The organism is Sediminicoccus sp. KRV36, assembly GCF_023243115.1.
Classification (GTDB): domain Bacteria; phylum Pseudomonadota; class Alphaproteobacteria; order Acetobacterales; family Acetobacteraceae; genus Roseococcus.
The window spans coordinates 4,813,753-4,830,369 of record NZ_CP085081.1 but is presented as its reverse complement, the minus strand read 5'-3'; the positions used below and the strand labels follow the sequence as shown (position 1 = coordinate 4,830,369).

Sequence of the window (16,617 nt, the reverse complement as noted above, 5' to 3'; positions counted from 1 at the left end):
CATTGGGATCATATGACATGAGCATCCAACGCACGTTGATTTGCCGCAAGTTGCGCTGGGAGCATGGCGCGGCGGATGTTCCATGCGGTCAGCCCGACCCCCGGCCCGACGCGGGTCCTGGCTTGCAGCGATTTGCCGCGTGATGCTGCCGCAAGCCCAAGCTCGGGCCGGCTCATGATGACGGATCGCAGCTGGGTACCGCCGGCACTGCCCCGCGATCCCGGCGCATGGATGGGAGGGACGCCGGGTTGCTCTCGCCTGTCAGGGAGATCGGGTCCTTATTGGCGAAAGCGTGGGCGGAGCCGCCACCGCATGGGGCACCCGACCGCCCCGGTGAGCTGAACGACCACCGGCCGCATGCGCGATGATCCCGCCGGCAATTCAGCCCCAGGGCCGCGCCTGTATCCGGCGATGGCAGCGTGCTCTTTCGCTTGGTTGAGGCAATCCCAGAGGCCTCACCCCAAATTCGCTGCCATCCGCTCGGGCGGGAGGGACAGGAATGCCCGTGCGCCGATCCCGGGCGCTGCCTCGATCACCAATTCCCCGCCATGCGCGCGCAGCAGGGAGCGCGCGAGTGAGAGGCCGAAGCCCAGCCCGCGCGAGCGATCGGCCGCGCCGTCATGCGCGGCGGGCGCCAGATCCTCGATGGCAAGGCCCACCCCTTCATCCTCGATGACGATGGAGGCGGCGTGCGGCCGCAGATCGGCACGGATATCAATCACATCCGCCTCGCAGGTGGCGCGGGCGGCGCGGCCCAGGACCTGGACCAAAGCGCCGCGCAGCGCCCGCCGATCCGCGGTGACGGCCAGGTTCTCGATGGCCGGCGCGATGCGCCAATGCCGCTTGCCCGGCCCCAATTGGGCGCCGGCGATGGCGACAGCCTCGCGCAGGATGGGAGCGAGGGGGAATCGCTCCTCGTTCAGGCCGCGGCCCGGGACAACGCCGGCCGCTTCCTCGGCGGCGGCATCGGCCAGGGCGAGCAGATTGCGTGCCTCGCCTTCAAAGGCGCGGCCAGTCTCCCGCGCATCCGTGGCGAGCACCTGGGCGCGGCCCAGAAGCGCCAGGCCGAGGCTGTTAAGATCGCGCGAGAGGAGGCCGAAGCTGCGGGCGCGGGCCTCGGCCAGGTCACGCTGCCTGGCGGCCTCCGCTACCAGGCGGGGCAGGCGCATCGTCGCGAGGGTGGCGGCAAGCCCGGCCACGACGGCGAGGAGGGCGAGGAGTGTGTGGAGGGGGTCTATCGTCATGGGCCGATTCTGGCCGGGAAACGGTTAACGCCGAGTAAATGCCAGATTGGCACGAGTCCCAATAAAACATTGCGCCCTCGGGCAGAGCCAGAGCATCAGAGCGTAACTCGTTGTTTTACCGAGATGTCAGGGGGCTCAGATGAATCCCACCAAGGCCCAACCGGCCAGCGAGCGGGCAGGAGCAAGTCAGCCGCGACACGGCGGCGCTGCGATTCGCACGGAACGAATGGGCGCTTCGCGGGCGAGTTGCCCGGCCGCGCCCCTAGCCGAAGGAGAATGCCCGTTGCCGGGCATTCTCGAAGCGTGGCTCAGGCCGCGGCCTTCTTGGCCTGGGCGCGCAGGATGCGGCGCTTCAGGACCAGCGCCTCGGGCGGCAGGTTGCGCGGCTTGGTGGTCATCAGGAAGGCGTCAATGCCGCCATTATGTTCAATGGTGCGGATGCCATTCGTCGTCAGGCGCAGCTGGATCGAAACCGCCAGCACATCCGAGTAGAACGAGGTTTCCTGCAGGTTGGGCAGGAAGCGCCGGCGGGTCTTGTTGTTCGCGTGGCTGACATTGTTGCCAGACATAACGCCCTTGCCGGTGATGCCGCAGCGGCGAGCCATGGTGATGATCCTGCAAACTGAGCGCGCACGGGACTCCCGGCGCGGATGTAAATCGGAGGCCGGCGTATGCGGCAGGCCTGGAGCAGAGTCAAGCGCCGGCCGCGTGGCTCAGCCCTTCGGCAGCGTCGGCAATTGGCGCAATTCGCCGGCCTCCACGCTGGCCAGCGCCTGGCGCAGCACACCCGCGATGGAGCGATCATCCATGCTGCGCGAAAGCAGGCCCAGCGCCCCGCCCAACAAGGCGGACGCCGCCGAGATGGGCGCGATCTGCTGCTCCAGCATGTACTCGATCGCCTTGTCCACGACCGAGCCCGCATGGCTCAGATCCTCGGGCGCATCTCCATCCGCAGCTTGCATCTTCCGGCCACTCCAAATCAGATCAGGCAGATGGGGCCGCCGGCGTGACCAGGAAAGAGGCCAAAGCTTAAGGCTGTGTCATCCCGGGCGCCTTTGGCCAGGACGGGGGCCATGAAACCAGGCTCAGCGATGCGCCGTGACGCCTGACCCCGATGACGCCGCCCCGCGATCCGCCGGGCCTGGCGGCACCAGATACAGCGCCGCCGCGAAGGTGAAATACACCCCCAGCACGAGCGCCCCGCTGAACCAGGCGGTCCGGCCACCCCCGCAGATGATCAGCGCGGTCAGGGTGGAGAGCATGATCATGATCACGGCCCCCATCCAGAAATGCAGATCCATCGGGCTCGGGCCGATGACGTAGCTCGCCAGCACCAGCATCGGCGCCACAAAGAGCGCGATCTGCGAGGCGCTGCCCAGCGCGATGCCGATGCTCAGATCCAGCCGGTTCTTGCGCGCGGCCGAGAAGGCGGAGGTCATTTCCGCGGCCCCGCCCACCAGCGACACGACCACGAAGCCGACAAAGGCATCGGACATGCCCATGCCTGCCGCCGCTTCCTGGACCGAGCCCACGAAGATTTCACTCACCCATGCGACCAGGAGCGTCACGCAGGCCAGGGTCCCCATCGCAAGGCTGATGGGCCAATCCTCATCCACCGCCGCATGATCCGCGCCCTGGAAGATCTCCCGATGCGTCCTCAGCGAGAAAACGAGGCCGAGCCCGTAGATGCCGATCAGCAGGACCGCCAGCAGCAGGCTGAGATCCTGCAGCCCCGCACCCCCATCGTCACTCCGGAAGGCCACCACGCTGGACGGCACCAGCAGCGCGATGGTGGCGAGGAACAACTGGCTGGCCTGCAGCCTGGCGCCGGCGATCTGGAAGCTCTGCGTATGGTGCCGCAGCCCGCCCAGCAGGAGGGAAGCGCCCAGCATGAACAGCGTGTTGGTGACGATGGCGCCGGCGATGGAGGCCTTGACCAGCATGTACTCGCCCGCCGCCAAGGCGGTCATGGCGATCACCAGCTCAGTCAGGTTGCCCAGCGTGGCGTTCAGCAGCCCGCCCACGGTATCGCCGGTCCGGGCTGCCACCGCCTCGGTCGCGCGACTCAGCAAGGCGGCCAGCGGGATGATCGCCAGCACGGCCAGGATAAAGAGCAGCGTCGCCGCCTCGGGCCGGAGATGCTCGGCCAGCAGCACGGCGGGCACGAAGACCAGAAGCCAGAGCAAAGGGTTCTGTCGGATGAACAGCCAGAGGGGCCGCATCACGACGCCCTCGCCTTCGATTGCCGCATGCCCAGCACCCCAGCCATCCGCGCATCGGGAGGATGCGCGGAGCGGGGCGCATTTTACCCGCGCGCGCCCTCTTCCGCCTTGCGCGCGCTCAATCCGCTGCCGAATTGCGCCTGGGCCTGGGCGAGTGCCGCGGCTTCCGCCGCGGCCACCGCCTCGGATTGGCGCCGCCACATCTCGGCGTAGAGCCCATCGGCCGCGATCAGCGCGCCATGGGTGCCGCGTTCGGCGATGCGGCCATCCTCCAGCACCATGATCTCATCCGCCTCCACCACGGTGGAAAGCCGGTGCGCGATGACCAGCGTGGTCCGCCCGCGCGAGACATCGCGCAGGGAGGCCTGGATCTCCTGCTCGGTGCGGGTATCCAGCGCGCTGGTGGCTTCGTCCAGGATCAGGATGCGCGGGTTCTTGAGGATGGTGCGCGCAATCGCCACGCGCTGCTTCTCGCCGCCCGAGAGTTTCAGCCCGCGCTCGCCCACGCGCGTCTTGTAGCCATCGGGCAGCTTGAGCACGAAATCATGCACCTGGGCGAGTTTCGCCGCCTGCACTACCTCTTCCTCGGTCGCGTCAGGCCGGCCATAGGCGATGTTGTAGCGGATGGTGTCGTTGAACAGCACCGTATCCTGCGGCACCACGCCGATGGCCTGGCGCAGGCTGTCCTGCGTCACCTGGCGCAGATCCTGGCCGTCAATCAGCACCGCGCCGCCGGTCACGTCATAAAAGCGGAACAGCAGGCGGGAGATGGTGGATTTGCCGGCACCCGTCGGCCCCACAATGGCCAGCATGCGCCCGGGCGGGACCTCGAAGCTGATGCCCTTGAGGATCTCGCGGTCCGGCCGATAGGCGAAATGCACGTCCCGAAAGGCGACCGCGCCGGAGGCAACGACCAGCGGGGCGGCATTGGGCGCATCGGCGATTTCGCGCGGCACATCGAGCAGGAGGAACATCTCCTCCATGTCGGTCAGGCCCTGCTTGATCTCGCGATAGGCGAAACCCAGGATGTTCAGCGGCAGATACAGCTGGATGAGATAGGCATTCACCATGACGAAATCGCCGACACTCATCGTGCCGCCCGCGATGCCCCGCCCGGCCAGCAGCATGACGATGGTCAGCCCCGCCGCCATGATCGCCGCCTGGCCGGCATTGAGCATGTTGAGCGTGGTTTCCGAGCGCACATAGGCGGCCTCATAGCGCGTCAGGCTCTCGTCGTAGCGGCGGGCCTCGTGCCGCTCATTGTTGAAGTATTTCACCGTCTCGTAGTTCAGCAGGCTGTCCACCGCCTTGGTGTTGGCCTCCTGGTCGGTGTCGTTCATCACGCGGCGGAACGCGAGGCGCCAATTGGTGAAGATCAGCGTGAAGGCGATGTACCCGCCGATCGTGATCAGCACCGTCAGCGCGAAGGACAGCGCGAAAAACCACCACAGGATGGCCGCGACGAGGAAGATCTCCACGATCGTCGGCAGGATGTTGAACAGCATGAAATTCAGCACGATGGCGATGCCACGCGTGCCGCGCTCGATCACGCGGCTCAGCCCCCCGGTCGAGCGGTCCATGTGAAAGCGCATGGAGAGCGCGTGCATATGCTCGAAGACACTCAGCGCCACGCGCCGCGCCGCGCGCGCCTGCACCTTGGCGAAGACCGCGTTGCGCAGTTCCGCCAGGGCCGAGGACATGACGCGCAGCAGCCCGTAGCCGATGACCAGCGCTACGGGGATGGCCAGCATGGCTCCCACGCCGGCCTTGGGCGCCAGCGCATCCACCGCCCGCGCATAGGCAATCGGCACCAGCACATTGGCCGCCTTGGCCGCGACCAGGCAGACCACCGCGATCACCACGCGGATCTTCAGCCCGTCCTCCCCCTCCGGCCAGAGGTAGGGGAGGATGGTCCGCAGGGTCCGGCCGTGATTCGTGGTTTTCGCGCTCATTCCTGTCATGTGGCGCGTGGCGCGGGATTTGGGAACCACTGGCCCCCGCGAAGCCTCTCTTCCCGTGGGGCGCCGTCCCTGCCACATGCCGGGCATGAGCAAACCCCTCTCCCGCCATATCGAGGCCTGCAACAATGCGCCCTCCCCCGCGCACCTCCTGCCGTTCCACTTCGGCGCGCAGCAGGTGGGCTGGGTCTCGCCCGAGCTTGCCCGGGCGCTGACCTTCCTGCCGCGCGATTTCCATTTCGAGGGCCGCGGCGTGGCCATGGCCGGACGGCTGCGCAGCGCGGGCCAGCGCAGCGATGCACTGGCCTCCGCCGCGCAGAGCCTGGCGCGGCAGGGCTTCGGCCGCCTGCGCGGCGAGTTGTTCGATATCCGCGCAGCGGCGGAAGGGCCGGTGCTGGGCACGCTGGACCGCGGGATGATTCCGCAATTCGGGGTGATCGGCCAGGGTGTCCATCTGAACGGCCTGGTGCGCCGCGCCGATGGGCTGCACATCTGGGTCGGGGTGCGGGCACGCAACAAGGCGGTGGCGCCGGGCGCGCTGGATAACCTGGTCGCCGGCGGCATACCGGCCGGGCTCTCCGCCGAGGAGACCCTGTTGAAGGAGGCGGAGGAAGAAGCCTCCCTGCCGCCCGAACTGGCCGCCCAGGCGAAGCGGACCGGCCGCCTCTCCTACATTTTCACGGGCGAGGAAGGCCTGCGGCGGGATGTGCTGCACGTCTTCGACCTCGATCTGCCCGAGAGCTTCACGCCCGAGCCCCATGATGACGAGGTGGAGCGCTTCGAGCTCTGGCCGGCGCCGCGCCTGCTGGAGGCGCTGCGGGAGACTGAAAGCATCAAGTTCAACGTCAACCTGGTGCTGATGGACCTGTTCCTGCGGGAGGGGCTGATTGACCCCGCGGGTGCCGAAGGCCGCGCCCTGCGGGAGGGGCTGAACCAGGGTCCGTGATGCGGCGCCTCCTCAGGCCGCATCCAGCCGCAGCACCCGCCCGCGCGATTCATCGGTCAGCAGCAGCAATCCCCCATCGGGCGCGAACAGCACCTGGCGCAGCCGGGCGCGCCCCCAGAGCAGCCGTTCCTCGCTCACCACCCGATCACCGTCCATTTGCAGGCGAAGCAGGCCGGGCGTGTTCAGGCAGGCGACATAAAGCGCCCCACGCCACAGCGGCTGGGCATGGACCGGGGCGAACTGGATGCCCGAGGGGCTGACCGAAGGGGCCCAGTGGCGCAGGGGCTCGGTGATTCCGGGGCCGGAGGTGCGGCCGCCGGCGATCTGCCGGCCGGAATATTCGCGCCCATAGGACACTTCGGGCCAGCCGAAATTCCGGCCGGGCTGGATCAGGTTCAGCTCATCGCCGCCGCGCGGGCCCAATTCCGCGACGAGGAGCCCGCCCGTCGCCGGGTTGAAGGCGATGCCCTGCGGGTTGCGATGGCCATAGGTGAAGATCTCCCCGCGCAGCCCCTCGCGCCCGAAGAAGGGGTTGTCGCGCGGGATTTCTCCCTGGCGCGTCAGGCGGATCACCTTGCCGGCCAGGTCGTTCAGCTTCTGCGCGCGTTCGCGGTTTTCATTGCGCTCGCCCGTGGTCAGAAAGAGATGCGCGCCATCGGGCGAGAAAGCGAGGCGCCCGCCATAATGCAGCCGGCCGCGCGGCTGGGCGGGTGCGGCATCCAGCACGGGGCGCACCCCTTCGATCCCGCGGGGCGTGAGGCGCGCGCAGGACAGTCGCGTCAGCACGCCGCCTTCCACCCATGTGGCAGCGGTGAAGAAGATTTCGGCGCTGGTGGCGAAATCGGGCGCGGGCTGCAGGTCGAGCAGCCCGCCCTGGCCCTCTGCCACCACCTCCGGCAGCCCGGCCAGGGGTGGGGAGAGCCTGCCATCGGGGGACATCAGCCGCGCCCGGCCCGGCCTCTCGCTCACCAGCAGGCGGCCATCCGGCAGGAAGCCGCCGCCCCAGGGATTCTCCAGCTCGGCGGTCAGGGTGCGCAGCCGGAACGCGCCTTTCTCGCTTTGAAACACGTCCCCGGCGGCTTGCGCCGCGGCAAGGCCGGGGGCCGCGAGGAAGCTGGTCAGGAGAGGGCGGCGGGTGATGCGCATGGGGCGGGTTCCGGGCTGTCTTTCGCTCAGATAGGCACGATTTGTCACCCGGCAGCGTTTCCCGACGCGGGGAAGTTGCGTTATGGCGGGGGAATGTTCGGCCGAACCGCGTGACCCGCGCGAATCCAGCCCCCCCTCGCTTGCGTCCCCGCACGCGCTTCGGCGCGCGGCGGCGCGTGGCCGCGCGCCGGGAACCCCAACCCCCCAGCTGGCGCCCAAGCCCGCCGCGCGCGCGCTGGCGTGCGCCCGAGCCGACCAGGCCGATCTTCGGATTTCCGGGCTTCTGGCTGGGGTCCATCGCGGCGCATCTGCTGATCGCGGCGCTGTTCTTCTTCTGGCCGGAGCCGCGGCAGCGCCCCCCCGAGCAAATGCCCCCGCCAAGCTTCGATATCGTCTTCGAGAGCGGCCAGCCGGAACAGCCCATGGCCGAGCCGGTGGACGGCATCGAAACCCCGCCGCAGCCGCCCACCCCGCCCAATCAGGCGGAGGTGCCGCCCCCGCCGAATGCCCCCCCGGTGCCCTCGCAGCCGGCCCTGCCGCCGATCCAGCAGGCCTTGCCGCTGCCGCCGCCCCCCTCGCCAATCCCGCCGCCGCCGGCCCCCTTGCCCCCGATGGCGCAGCCCCAGCCGCCGCCCGTTCCGCAGCCGCCCCGTCCTGAGCAACCGGCCGTCGCGCAGGCGCCTTTGCCGCCCTTGCCGGGTGCCGTGGAGCTTTTCACCCCGCCCACGGAATTGCGCATTCCGGACCGGCTGGCCGAAAGCCTGCCGCCGCCGCCCCCGCCAACGCCGCCCGCGCCACCGCAGCGCCAACCCAGCCCGCCACAGCAACAGGCCCAGCGCCCGCAGCAGGCCCAGCCCAATCTGCCCGGAATCTGGGCGCCTGGCGGCGTGCAGCTGGGCCGCCCCGCCGCCCCCCCGGCCGGCCGGCCCCAGGCGCGCGGCACCGACACGACGGTGGATCCGCGCTTCCTGGAGGGCAGGCCGCGCACCGACCCTTCGGTCCGGGTCACGGGCGCCCAGGTCGGCGCCGATTGGCGGGCGGCCTTCCGCCGCTGGCTGGACCAGAATCTGAGCTACCCGCAGCGCGCCATCGCACTGGGCGAGGATGGCACGGTGCGCGTGATCGTGACGGCGGCGCCGGATGGCACGGTGCGCAATGTGCGCCTGGCCGGGCCTTCCACCTCGCCCTCGCTGAATTTCGGGACGACCTTTCCCTTCCAGGGCGCCCGGCTGCCTGCCTTCCCACCCGGATCGGACCCGAATGGGGTCACGATCGAGCTGACGGTGAATTATCTCCTGATCCGCCGCTGATTCGGAGGAGTCACAACCCACTGTTTCTGAATCCGAAACTGGAACGCCAAGGCTTTTCCACAAGTTTCTGGCGAATCGGAACAATCCAGTGCTTGTGTGTCAAGCCTGTCTTTTGCTACTCTATTTAGTATCAGGGACGGGGGATTGTATCCTATGGACTGGACCAACGAAGCCATTGACCGCCTCCGCGCCCTGTGGGCCGAGGGGCACTCCACCGCCGAGATCGGCCGCCGCATGGGCATTTCGAAGAATGCCGTGGTGGGCAAGGCGCATCGCCTTGATCTGCCGGCCCGGCCGAGCCCCATTCGCCGCGATCCGGCGGCGCCCCGCCCGGTGGCGACCGGGCGCCGCCCCACCCTGCCGCCGCTGCGCGCGGCCATGCCCATCGCGCCGCGGCGCGAGGAGCCCCGGCCGGTGGTGGAAGCGCCCGTGCTCTCCGTCGTGCCCAAGGCGCCCAGTGTCGTCCGGGCCTTCCCGCGCGTCAGCGCCAAATCCTGCTGCTGGCCGATCGGCGAGCCGGGCACCAAGGGCTTCCGCTTCTGCTCGGCCACCGCGATGGGCGGCAAGCCCTACTGCACCGAGCACGCCGCGCTGGCTTATGTCCGCGTGAAGGATCGCCGCGAAGACGCCGCCTGAACTGAGGCGAAGCCGCAAACTCAGCACCATCGGGCACGAAGTTCGTGTCCGGTGGGAGCTTCCCTTTACGCCTCCCGTCCGTCAGATTTGCCGCATGGCAAAGATCTTGGCGTTCACGGCGCAGATTCCAGGCACGGCATGCCGTGCAACGGATTGAATCGCGGGCACGGGCCGCCACCCAACCCTGAGTCCGCAAGGCAGGAACGCACCGCATGAAGGGCGTTTTGCTGCAACTTTGCGCCCTCATGATCTTTGTCATGATGGATACGCTGCTGAAGGTGATGGCGGCCGACTTCCCGGTGGTCCAGATCATCTGGGCGCGTTTCCTCTTTGCATTCCTCGCCGTCGCCATCGCGCTCAGGCTCAGCATGGGGCGCTTTCCCTGGCGGTCCCGTGCGCCCGGGCTTCAGGCGCTGCGTTCGCTGCTGCTGGCCGGGTGCAGCATTCTCTTCACGGCGGCCCTGGCCCGCATCCCGCTGGCGGATGCGACGGCGGTGGGCTTCGCTTCGCCGCTCATCACCGTCGCTCTTGCCGCCCTGCTGCTGCGGGAGCGGGTGAGCCTGCGGCGTTGGTGTGGCGTCGCGCTTGGCTTCATCGGCGTCATGGTGGCGCTGCGGCCGCCCTTCCTGACCGGCGCCGCGCTGCACTGGGCCTATCTCCTGCCCCTCGGCACGGCGACCATGTTCGCCTTCTACCAGATCCTCACCCGCCGCCTGGCTGCGCTGGATGACAGCCGCGTGACGATTTTCCACACCGGCCTTGCGGCCTCGCTCGCCACCTCGCTCGCGCAGCCCCTGGTGTTCCTGCCGCCAAATGCCCTGCAATGGGGCATTCTCGTGGCCGTCGGGGTGCTTGGCGCGGTGAGCCATGGGTTGCTGGTGCTGGCCTATGCCCGGGCGCCGGCCAGCCTGCTGGCGCCTCTCTCCTACACGCAGCTGGTATGGGCCACCTTCGCGGGCATCCTGGTCTTTGGCGATTGGCCGGATGGGATCACTCTTCTCGGCGCCGTGATCATTGCCGCCGGGGGGCTGCTGACGGCCATTCCGCAGCGCAGCCCACCGCGCGGCGCAACCTGATTCCGAGAAAGGCGCTTGCGCCCCCCCTGCCGCCGCGCTAACCCCTGACCCCGATCGAAAGGGAATTGTCACATTCCAACCTTCGGCCTTTCGGAGGGCGACCGCGCCCATCCTCGTGCCGCGCTTGACGCTGCTTCCGTCCGGAGTGCCTATCGGCGCTGGGCGGGGGTCTATGACCTGGTGTTCGGGGGCGTCTCGGCCTTTGGCCGGCGCAGCGCCGTCGCGGCCGTCAATCGCATCTCCCAGACCGCCGGGCGACGCATCCTGGAAGTGGGTGTGGGCACCGGCCTCGCCCTGCCGCATTACCGGCCGGACCTCGATGTCGTCGGCATTGATCTCTCGCGCGAGATGCTGCTCAAGGCGCAGGAGCGTGTGGCCCAGGAACGCATCACCGCCTGCCACGGCCTGCTGGAGATGGATGCCGAAAGCACCGCCTTCGCGGATGACAGCTTCGATATCGCGGTGGCCATGTTCACAGCCTCCGTCGTGCCCGATGCGCGCAAGCTCTACGCCGAGATGTCGCGCGTGGTGCGGCCGGGTGGTTATCTGCTGTTCGTGAACCACTTTGCCGCCGATGCCGGCTTCCGCTGGTGGCTGGAGCGCAGCACCGCGCCGCTCGCCCGCATCCTCGGCTGGCATCCGGATTTCAAGCTGAGCGATCTGCTCGGCGAGGGCGAAACCGAGATCGAGCGGATGGAAGCCTGCCCGCCCCTCTCGCTGTTCACTTTGGTCGAAGTGAAGAACTGCGCCTGACAATCCGGGCGGATTGCGCCACATGATGGGGCGATGACCCATCCACCCAGGACCATGCCCGGCCGCCCACCCATCGCCTGGCAGCGGCTCATTCTTCCAAGCTTCCTGGCGCTGCCCATCCTAGCTGTGCTGTTGGGTCTTGGGTCGTGGCAAGTGCAGCGGCTGGCCTGGAAGCAGGGGCTGCTCGCGGAGCTTGCCGCCGCCCAGGCCCGCCCGCCGATCGACGCCCCCGCCAATCCCTTGCCCTTCGCGCATGTCACCGCCACCGGCCGGTTCCGCCCGGGTGCGGAGGCCATGCTCGGGCTGGAAGTGCGCGGGACGGTGCTGGGTGGCAGCCTGATCGCCGTGCTGGACCGGCCAGGCGCCCCGGCCCTTCTGGTGGAGCGCGGCTGGGCCCCCCTGGACGGCGGCCAGGTGACCCGCCCCGAGGGCGAGGTGACCCTCAATGGCTATGCCCGCTTCTCCGACCGCCGCAGCCTGCTCGCCGCGCGGGATGATCCGGCGGGGCGGCGCTTCTACAGCTTCGATGCCGGCGCCATCGCGCGCAGCCTGGGCGCGGGCGATGCGCTGCCCTATGCGCTGGTGGTGGTGGTTCCCGCAGCACCGCTGGCACCGTCCGGCCTGGGGTCCACGCCGCCGCCGCAGCGCGGGCCGGTGCCCGATGCGGCCCATGGCTTTCCGGCGCCCAATAATCCCCATCTGGGCTACGCGATCACCTGGTTCGGCCTGGCCCTGGCCTGGACCGCCATTTTCCTTCTCTGGGCCAGCAGACGGATCCGCGAGACATGAGCAACGCCGCCTATCAACGCCTGACGCATCGCGCGGCCCGCCTCGGCGCGCTGGGTGAAGCGGCCTCCATCCTGCATTGGGATGCGAGCACGATGATGCCGCGTGGTGGTGGCGCCGCCCGTGGCGAGCAGCTCGCCACCCTCGCCGGCCTCGCGCATGAGATGATGACCGCGCCCGATGTGGCGGAGGATCTGCGCGCGGCAACGGCCGAAGGCGCCTGGGAGGGCGCCAATCTGGAGCTGATGCGCCGCGCCCATGCCCGCGCCACCGCCCTGCCCACCTCCCTCGTCGAGGCCACGGCCCGCGCCAATTCCACCTGCGAGAAAATCTGGCGCGATGCCAAGGCGGCCTCGGATTTTGCCATGGTGCGGCCGGCGCTGGAGGAGGTGCTGCGCCTGCAGCGTGAAACGGCGCAGGCCCTGGCCTCCGCCACCGGCCTCTCGCCCTATGACGCGCTGATGGAGAGCTACCAGCGCGGCGTCACCGCGGCCGAGGTGGAGCCGGTGTTCGAGGCCTATGAAGTCTTCCTGCGTGACGCCCTGCCCCGCGCCGAGGAAATCCAGGCGCGCCGTGGCCCGCCCCTGCCGCTGGCCGGAACCTTTCCCGTCGGCCGGCAGCGCAAGCTGTGCCGTCGCCTCTCGCTCCGGCTCGGGCTGGAGGCGGAGCATTCCCGGCTGGATCAAAGCGTCCATCCCTTTTGCGGCGGCACGCCCAGCGATGTGCGGATCACCACCTTCTATAATGAGGCGGATCCCGCCAAGGCCCTGCTCGGTGTGCTGCATGAGACCGGGCATGCGCTGTATGAGCGCGGCTTGCCGAAGGAATTCGCGCGCCAGCCTGTGGGGGAAGCGGCCGGCATGGCCGCGCATGAATCGCAAAGCCTGATCATCGAGATGCAGGCCTGCCGCAGCGATGCCTTCCTCGCGTTTCTCGGCCCCAGGCTGCACCAGCTGTTTGGCGGTGATGCGGCGCCCTATGCGGCGGAAAACCTGGGCAGGCTCTGGCGCCGCGTATCGCGCGGGTTCATTCGCGTGGATGCGGATGAACTGACCTATCCGGCCCATGTCATCCTGCGCTTCCGGCTGGAGCGGGCCATGATCGGCGGCGAGCTTGCCATCGCCGACCTGCCCGGCGCCTGGGCCGAGGGGCTGCACGCGCTGCTCGGCATCGCGCCGCCCGATGATGCGCGGGGCTGCCTGCAGGATATTCATTGGCATGATGGCGCCTTTGGCTATTTCCCCTCCTACACGCTCGGCGCCATGGCGGCCGCCCAGCTCATGAAGGCGGCCCGCGCCGCGACGCCGGGGCTGGACCAGGCCCTGGCGCTTGGAAACCTTCGGCCGCTGGTCACCTGGCTGCGGGCCAATGTGCATGGCTATGGCGCGAGCCTGGGCTTCCAGGACCTGCTGCGGGCAGCGACCGGAAAACCCCTCGACCCGATGGATTTCCAGGAACACCTGGCGGCGCGCTACCTGCAGGATGATGCGGCGATGGAAGCCTCCGCCGCCTTCTCCCTCCGCGCGCGCGGCGAGGGGATGTTGCGTTGACAAAGGCTTGCGGCACGGATGCCGGCCTGTTGTCCTTCGGTCATTCCGCTCCGTACAACCCATGCCGCATGAACGGATGATGCGCTAGCGATGCCACATGAAACCGGCCTGATCGCCACCATCGCGCTGGGCCTGACCTTCGCGCTGTTCCTGGGCCTTGGCGCGCGGGCGCTGAAGCTGCCCACCATCGTGGGCTATCTGGCGGCCGGCATCTGTATCGGCCCGGCCACACCCGGCTTCATGGGCGATGTGGAGGCGGCGCAGCAGCTCGCGGAAATCGGCGTGATCCTGCTGATGTTCGGCGTCGGGCTGCATTTCTCGCCGCGGGAACTGGCCGATGCGCGGGGGGTGGCCGTGCCCGGCGCCATCCTGCAGATGGCGACGGCCACGCTGCTGGGCTGGGCCTTGGCGCGGCTGATGGGCTGGGGCGATGCGGCGGGCATCATCTTCGGCTTCTGCCTCTCCGTCGCCTCCACCGTCGTGCTGCTGCGCGCGCTGACCGAACGCGGCGAGCTGGCCACCACCCAGGGGCATACCGCCGTCGGCTGGCTGGTGGTCGAGGATATGGCGATGGTGGTGGCGCTCGTCCTCGTGCCGGTGCTGGCCGCCGTCACGCAGGACCGCCCGGCCGCCGGGCTGGTGATCGGCATTGGCGGGGCCGAGGGCGTGGCGCTGACCCTGCTGATCACCCTGGGCAAGGTCGCCATCTTTGTGGCGCTGATGCTGGTGGTGGGCGCGCGGGTCTTGCCCTGGGCGCTGTCCTGGGTGGGGCGGCTGCGCTCGCGCGAGTTGTTCTCCCTCGCCGCGTTGGTGACGGCGCTGGGCATCGCCTACCTGGCCTATGTGCTGTTCGGCGTGTCCTTCGCGCTGGGCGCTTTCCTGGCCGGGCTGGTGCTGGGCCAATCGGCGCTGTCGCAGAAGGCGGCCGAGCAGACCCTGCCGCTGCGCGATGCCTTTGCCGTGCTGTTCTTCGTTGCGGTCGGCATGCTGTTCGACCCGACCATCGTGCTGCGTGAGCCCTTGGCCCTGCTGGCCACCGTCCTGGTCGTGCTGATTGGCAAGACGCTGGCCGCCTATGCCATCGCGCGGGTCCGTGGGCTGACGCCGAAGGCCGCGCTGAGCATCGGCGCGGCGCTGGCGCAGGTGGGGGAGTTCAGCTTCATCCTCGCCGGGCTGGCGGTGACCGAGGGCGTGCTGCCGGAGGCCGGGCGGGACCTGATCCTGGCGGCGGCGATCATCACCATCGCGGTCAATCCCTTCATGTTCCGGCTGGCCGATCGGGTGGCGGCGAAGCTCGGGCCGTGAGGGGGATGGAGCGGGCGAGGGGAATCGAACCCCTGACATTCAGCTTGGGAATATGAAACCGCACCCCCGGAAACTGTGCCCCCGGCCCTATTGATCGCGCTGTAACCCGCCAAATACCGTCTCGACAATCATACCGGAGCATCCCATAGTATCCTGGCGCCGCGCCTGAATTGTGCCCCCGGTGTGCCCCCGGCGAAAATCGGGGGCAAATTGGGGGCAAAATCGGGGGCAAATCTAAGCTGGAAATCGGGACATGAAGCTCGCAATCACCGATGCCTTCCTTCGCACCCTCGCCCCGCCCCCCAAGGGCGAGCGACTGGAGGTGCGCGACGAAACCGAGGCCGGTCTCATTCTCCGCATGACGCATGGCGGCGCCGCGACTTGGAGCGTCCGGGGCCGGGTGGGCACCGATGGCCGGCATTCGCGGGTGAAGCTGGGGACATGGCCGGCGCTGGGCATCTCGGCGGCCCGGAGCGAAGCCAGGAAGGCCAGGGGCACCCTAGAGACGGGCGCGGACCCCGTGGCCAGCAAACGGGCCGTGCGGCAGGCCAGGAAGGCGACCAAGGAAGCCGTGAAGGCCGCTGAGGGTGAAACCGTCTCCGCCCGGCTGCTGGAATGGCAGCGCGCGCGCCTGGGCGATCCTGCCGCCCCATGGTCCCCGCGCTACGCGGCCGAGGTGGTGCGGGTGTGTGACAAGGTGATTGTCCCCGCCCTCGGCGCCAAGTTGCTGCGCGCCACTACGCGCGAGGATTGGACCGCGCTGATTCAGGGCCGCAAGGCCGATGCGGTGGCGCGGAAGGCGAAGCGGAAGACGGATGAGCCGGCGAAGCGGGGCGCCCCGGCCAAGGGTGGCGCGGGTGCCGCCGCCTTCCTCTACCGGACGGCCTCGGCCTTCCTGAACTACGCCGAGGCGCTCGGCTGGATCGCCGCGCCGATGCTGCCCCGCAAGGGTGCCGCCACCATCGCCCCGCCGCCGCCTGACCGCGCGCGGGTGCTGACCGATGCCGAACTCGCCGCGATCTGGAAGGCCGCGGATCGGGAACCGCCCAAGCTGCGGGCCTTCACGCGCCTCTTGATGCTGACCGCCGCGCGGGAGCGGGAGGTTGCCGACATGGTGGCCGGCGAATTGGACCTTGAGGCCGGGCGATGGAGCATCCCCGGCGCCAGGACAAAGAACCGCGTCGGCTATGTGCTGCCCCTCTCCCCGCTGGCACTGGCCGAGCTCCGCACGGTCTGGCCGAATGAGGTGCCGGAGCCGGGAGACTTCATCCTTGGCCGATCCGCCAGCAATGGGTTTCGGGGTTTCGGCCGGTTGAAGCTGCGCCTGGATGCAGCAAGCAAGGTGACGGAATGGCGCTGGCATGATCTGCGCCGCACGGCCCGAACCGGCATGACGCGGCTGGGTGTGCCGCGTGACCATGCCGAGGCCGCCATCAACCATATCAGCGGGCGCAGCGCGCTTGAGCGGACTTATGACCGGCACGATTACGCGCCGGAGGTGATTGCCGCCCTGACCCTCTGGCAAGCCCATGTGGCCGGCCTGGTCAGTGCATCGGCCGAGGTGGTGCCGCTACCCAAGCGGCGGCGCCCTGCCGGATAAGGTGGGAATTTCCCACCTTATCGAGTGATCCGCGCGCGGCGGTTCCGCGCATCTGAGGGCGGCCGGCACGGGAGATACGACCTCC

Annotated in this window: 15 protein-coding genes; 9 read left to right on the top strand and 6 right to left on the bottom strand. The window is 69.1% G+C overall.

What is annotated here, in order from left to right; all coding sequences use genetic code 11:
• Nucleotides 1-455: 455 nt before the first annotated feature.
• The 5 genes from LHU95_RS22940 to LHU95_RS22920 all read right to left on the bottom strand — a co-directional run bounded on the left by LHU95_RS22940 (nucleotide 456) and on the right by LHU95_RS22920 (nucleotide 5,427).
• The gene (locus LHU95_RS22940) at nucleotides 456-1,244 is read right to left on the bottom strand and encodes a sensor histidine kinase (protein ID WP_248709271.1); all 789 of its coding nucleotides are present in this window, start codon (nucleotides 1,242-1,244) and stop codon (nucleotides 456-458) included.
• A 308-nt stretch (nucleotides 1,245-1,552) separates the two neighbouring features.
• On the bottom strand, nucleotides 1,553-1,849 hold the full coding sequence (gene rpmB, locus LHU95_RS22935) for a 50S ribosomal protein L28 (protein ID WP_248709270.1): 297 nt from the start codon (nucleotides 1,847-1,849) through the stop codon (nucleotides 1,553-1,555).
• Between the two features lie 108 nt (nucleotides 1,850-1,957).
• The gene (locus LHU95_RS22930) at nucleotides 1,958-2,206 is read right to left on the bottom strand and encodes a hypothetical protein (RefSeq protein ID WP_248709269.1); all 249 of its coding nucleotides are present in this window, start codon (nucleotides 2,204-2,206) and stop codon (nucleotides 1,958-1,960) included.
• 123 nt (nucleotides 2,207-2,329) lie between these two features.
• On the bottom strand, nucleotides 2,330-3,466 hold the full coding sequence (cax, locus tag LHU95_RS22925; protein ID WP_248711609.1) for a calcium/proton exchanger: 1,137 nt from the start codon (nucleotides 3,464-3,466) through the stop codon (nucleotides 2,330-2,332).
• Nucleotides 3,467-3,549: 83 nt separating this feature from the next.
• The gene (locus tag LHU95_RS22920) at nucleotides 3,550-5,427 is read right to left on the bottom strand and encodes an ABC transporter ATP-binding protein/permease (protein ID WP_248709268.1); all 1,878 of its coding nucleotides are present in this window, start codon (nucleotides 5,425-5,427) and stop codon (nucleotides 3,550-3,552) included.
• An 85-nt stretch (nucleotides 5,428-5,512) separates the two neighbouring features.
• On the opposite strand from LHU95_RS22920, the gene LHU95_RS22915 reads away from it, so the two are divergent.
• Entirely contained in the window at nucleotides 5,513-6,370 is an 858-nt protein-coding gene (locus tag LHU95_RS22915; protein ID WP_248709267.1) for a DUF4743 domain-containing protein, read from the top strand.
• Between the two features lie 12 nt (nucleotides 6,371-6,382).
• Here LHU95_RS22915 and LHU95_RS22910 read toward each other — a convergent pair whose 3' ends face one another.
• The gene (locus LHU95_RS22910; protein ID WP_248709266.1) at nucleotides 6,383-7,516 is read right to left on the bottom strand and encodes a PQQ-dependent sugar dehydrogenase; all 1,134 of its coding nucleotides are present in this window, start codon (nucleotides 7,514-7,516) and stop codon (nucleotides 6,383-6,385) included.
• A 140-nt stretch (nucleotides 7,517-7,656) separates the two neighbouring features.
• On the opposite strand from LHU95_RS22910, the gene LHU95_RS22905 reads away from it, so the two are divergent.
• From LHU95_RS22905 to LHU95_RS22870, 8 genes are all read left to right on the top strand, one after another.
• Complete coding sequence (locus LHU95_RS22905; protein WP_248709265.1) at nucleotides 7,657-8,826, top strand: energy transducer TonB; 1,170 nt, start codon at nucleotides 7,657-7,659, stop codon at nucleotides 8,824-8,826.
• Nucleotides 8,827-8,979: 153 nt separating this feature from the next.
• Nucleotides 8,980-9,462 (top strand): GcrA family cell cycle regulator, encoded by a 483-nt coding sequence (locus tag LHU95_RS22900; RefSeq protein ID WP_248709264.1) that lies wholly within the window; start codon nucleotides 8,980-8,982, stop codon nucleotides 9,460-9,462.
• Nucleotides 9,463-9,674: 212 nt separating this feature from the next.
• A complete protein-coding gene (locus tag LHU95_RS22895) occupies nucleotides 9,675-10,538 on the top strand; it encodes a DMT family transporter (protein WP_248709263.1) in 864 nt (287 codons plus the stop codon).
• A gap of 180 nt (nucleotides 10,539-10,718) precedes the next feature.
• Nucleotides 10,719-11,291, top strand: a complete 573-nt coding sequence (locus tag LHU95_RS22890; RefSeq protein ID WP_248709262.1) for a class I SAM-dependent methyltransferase — start codon at nucleotides 10,719-10,721, stop codon at nucleotides 11,289-11,291.
• 33 nt (nucleotides 11,292-11,324) lie between these two features.
• Nucleotides 11,325-12,080 carry an SURF1 family protein gene (locus tag LHU95_RS22885; RefSeq protein WP_248709261.1) on the top strand — a complete coding sequence of 252 codons (756 nt, stop codon included), beginning with the start codon at nucleotides 11,325-11,327 and terminating at the stop codon, nucleotides 12,078-12,080.
• On the top strand, nucleotides 12,077-13,627 hold the full coding sequence (locus tag LHU95_RS22880) for a carboxypeptidase M32 (RefSeq protein ID WP_248709260.1): 1,551 nt from the start codon (nucleotides 12,077-12,079) through the stop codon (nucleotides 13,625-13,627). The genes LHU95_RS22885 and LHU95_RS22880 overlap by 4 nt, the downstream gene beginning before the upstream one ends.
• Nucleotides 13,628-13,717: 90 nt before the next feature.
• The gene (locus tag LHU95_RS22875; protein WP_248709259.1) at nucleotides 13,718-14,932 is read left to right on the top strand and encodes a cation:proton antiporter; all 1,215 of its coding nucleotides are present in this window, start codon (nucleotides 13,718-13,720) and stop codon (nucleotides 14,930-14,932) included.
• A gap of 253 nt (nucleotides 14,933-15,185) precedes the next feature.
• Entirely contained in the window at nucleotides 15,186-16,532 is a 1,347-nt protein-coding gene (locus LHU95_RS22870; protein ID WP_248709258.1) for an integrase arm-type DNA-binding domain-containing protein, read from the top strand.
• The last annotated feature ends 85 nt before the right edge of the window (nucleotides 16,533-16,617 follow it).

Coding starts and splice junctions, on each gene's coding strand:
- LHU95_RS22870 (WP_248709258.1), top strand. CDS start 15,186: ATGAAGCTCGCAATCACCGATGCCTTCCTTCGCACCCTCGCCCCGCCC.
- cax (WP_248711609.1), bottom strand. CDS start 3,466: ATGCGGCCCCTCTGGCTGTTCATCCGACAGAACCCTTTGCTCTGGCTT.
- LHU95_RS22900 (WP_248709264.1), top strand. CDS start 8,980: ATGGACTGGACCAACGAAGCCATTGACCGCCTCCGCGCCCTGTGGGCC.
- LHU95_RS22930 (WP_248709269.1), bottom strand. CDS start 2,206: ATGCAAGCTGCGGATGGAGATGCGCCCGAGGATCTGAGCCATGCGGGC.
- LHU95_RS22880 (WP_248709260.1), top strand. CDS start 12,077: ATGAGCAACGCCGCCTATCAACGCCTGACGCATCGCGCGGCCCGCCTC.
- LHU95_RS22895 (WP_248709263.1), top strand. CDS start 9,675: ATGAAGGGCGTTTTGCTGCAACTTTGCGCCCTCATGATCTTTGTCATG.
- LHU95_RS22910 (WP_248709266.1), bottom strand. CDS start 7,516: ATGCGCATCACCCGCCGCCCTCTCCTGACCAGCTTCCTCGCGGCCCCC.
- rpmB (WP_248709270.1), bottom strand. CDS start 1,849: ATGGCTCGCCGCTGCGGCATCACCGGCAAGGGCGTTATGTCTGGCAAC.
- LHU95_RS22940 (WP_248709271.1), bottom strand. CDS start 1,244: ATGACGATAGACCCCCTCCACACACTCCTCGCCCTCCTCGCCGTCGTG.
- LHU95_RS22915 (WP_248709267.1), top strand. CDS start 5,513: ATGAGCAAACCCCTCTCCCGCCATATCGAGGCCTGCAACAATGCGCCC.
- LHU95_RS22875 (WP_248709259.1), top strand. CDS start 13,718: ATGCCACATGAAACCGGCCTGATCGCCACCATCGCGCTGGGCCTGACC.
- LHU95_RS22920 (WP_248709268.1), bottom strand. CDS start 5,427: ATGACAGGAATGAGCGCGAAAACCACGAATCACGGCCGGACCCTGCGG.
- LHU95_RS22885 (WP_248709261.1), top strand. CDS start 11,325: ATGACCCATCCACCCAGGACCATGCCCGGCCGCCCACCCATCGCCTGG.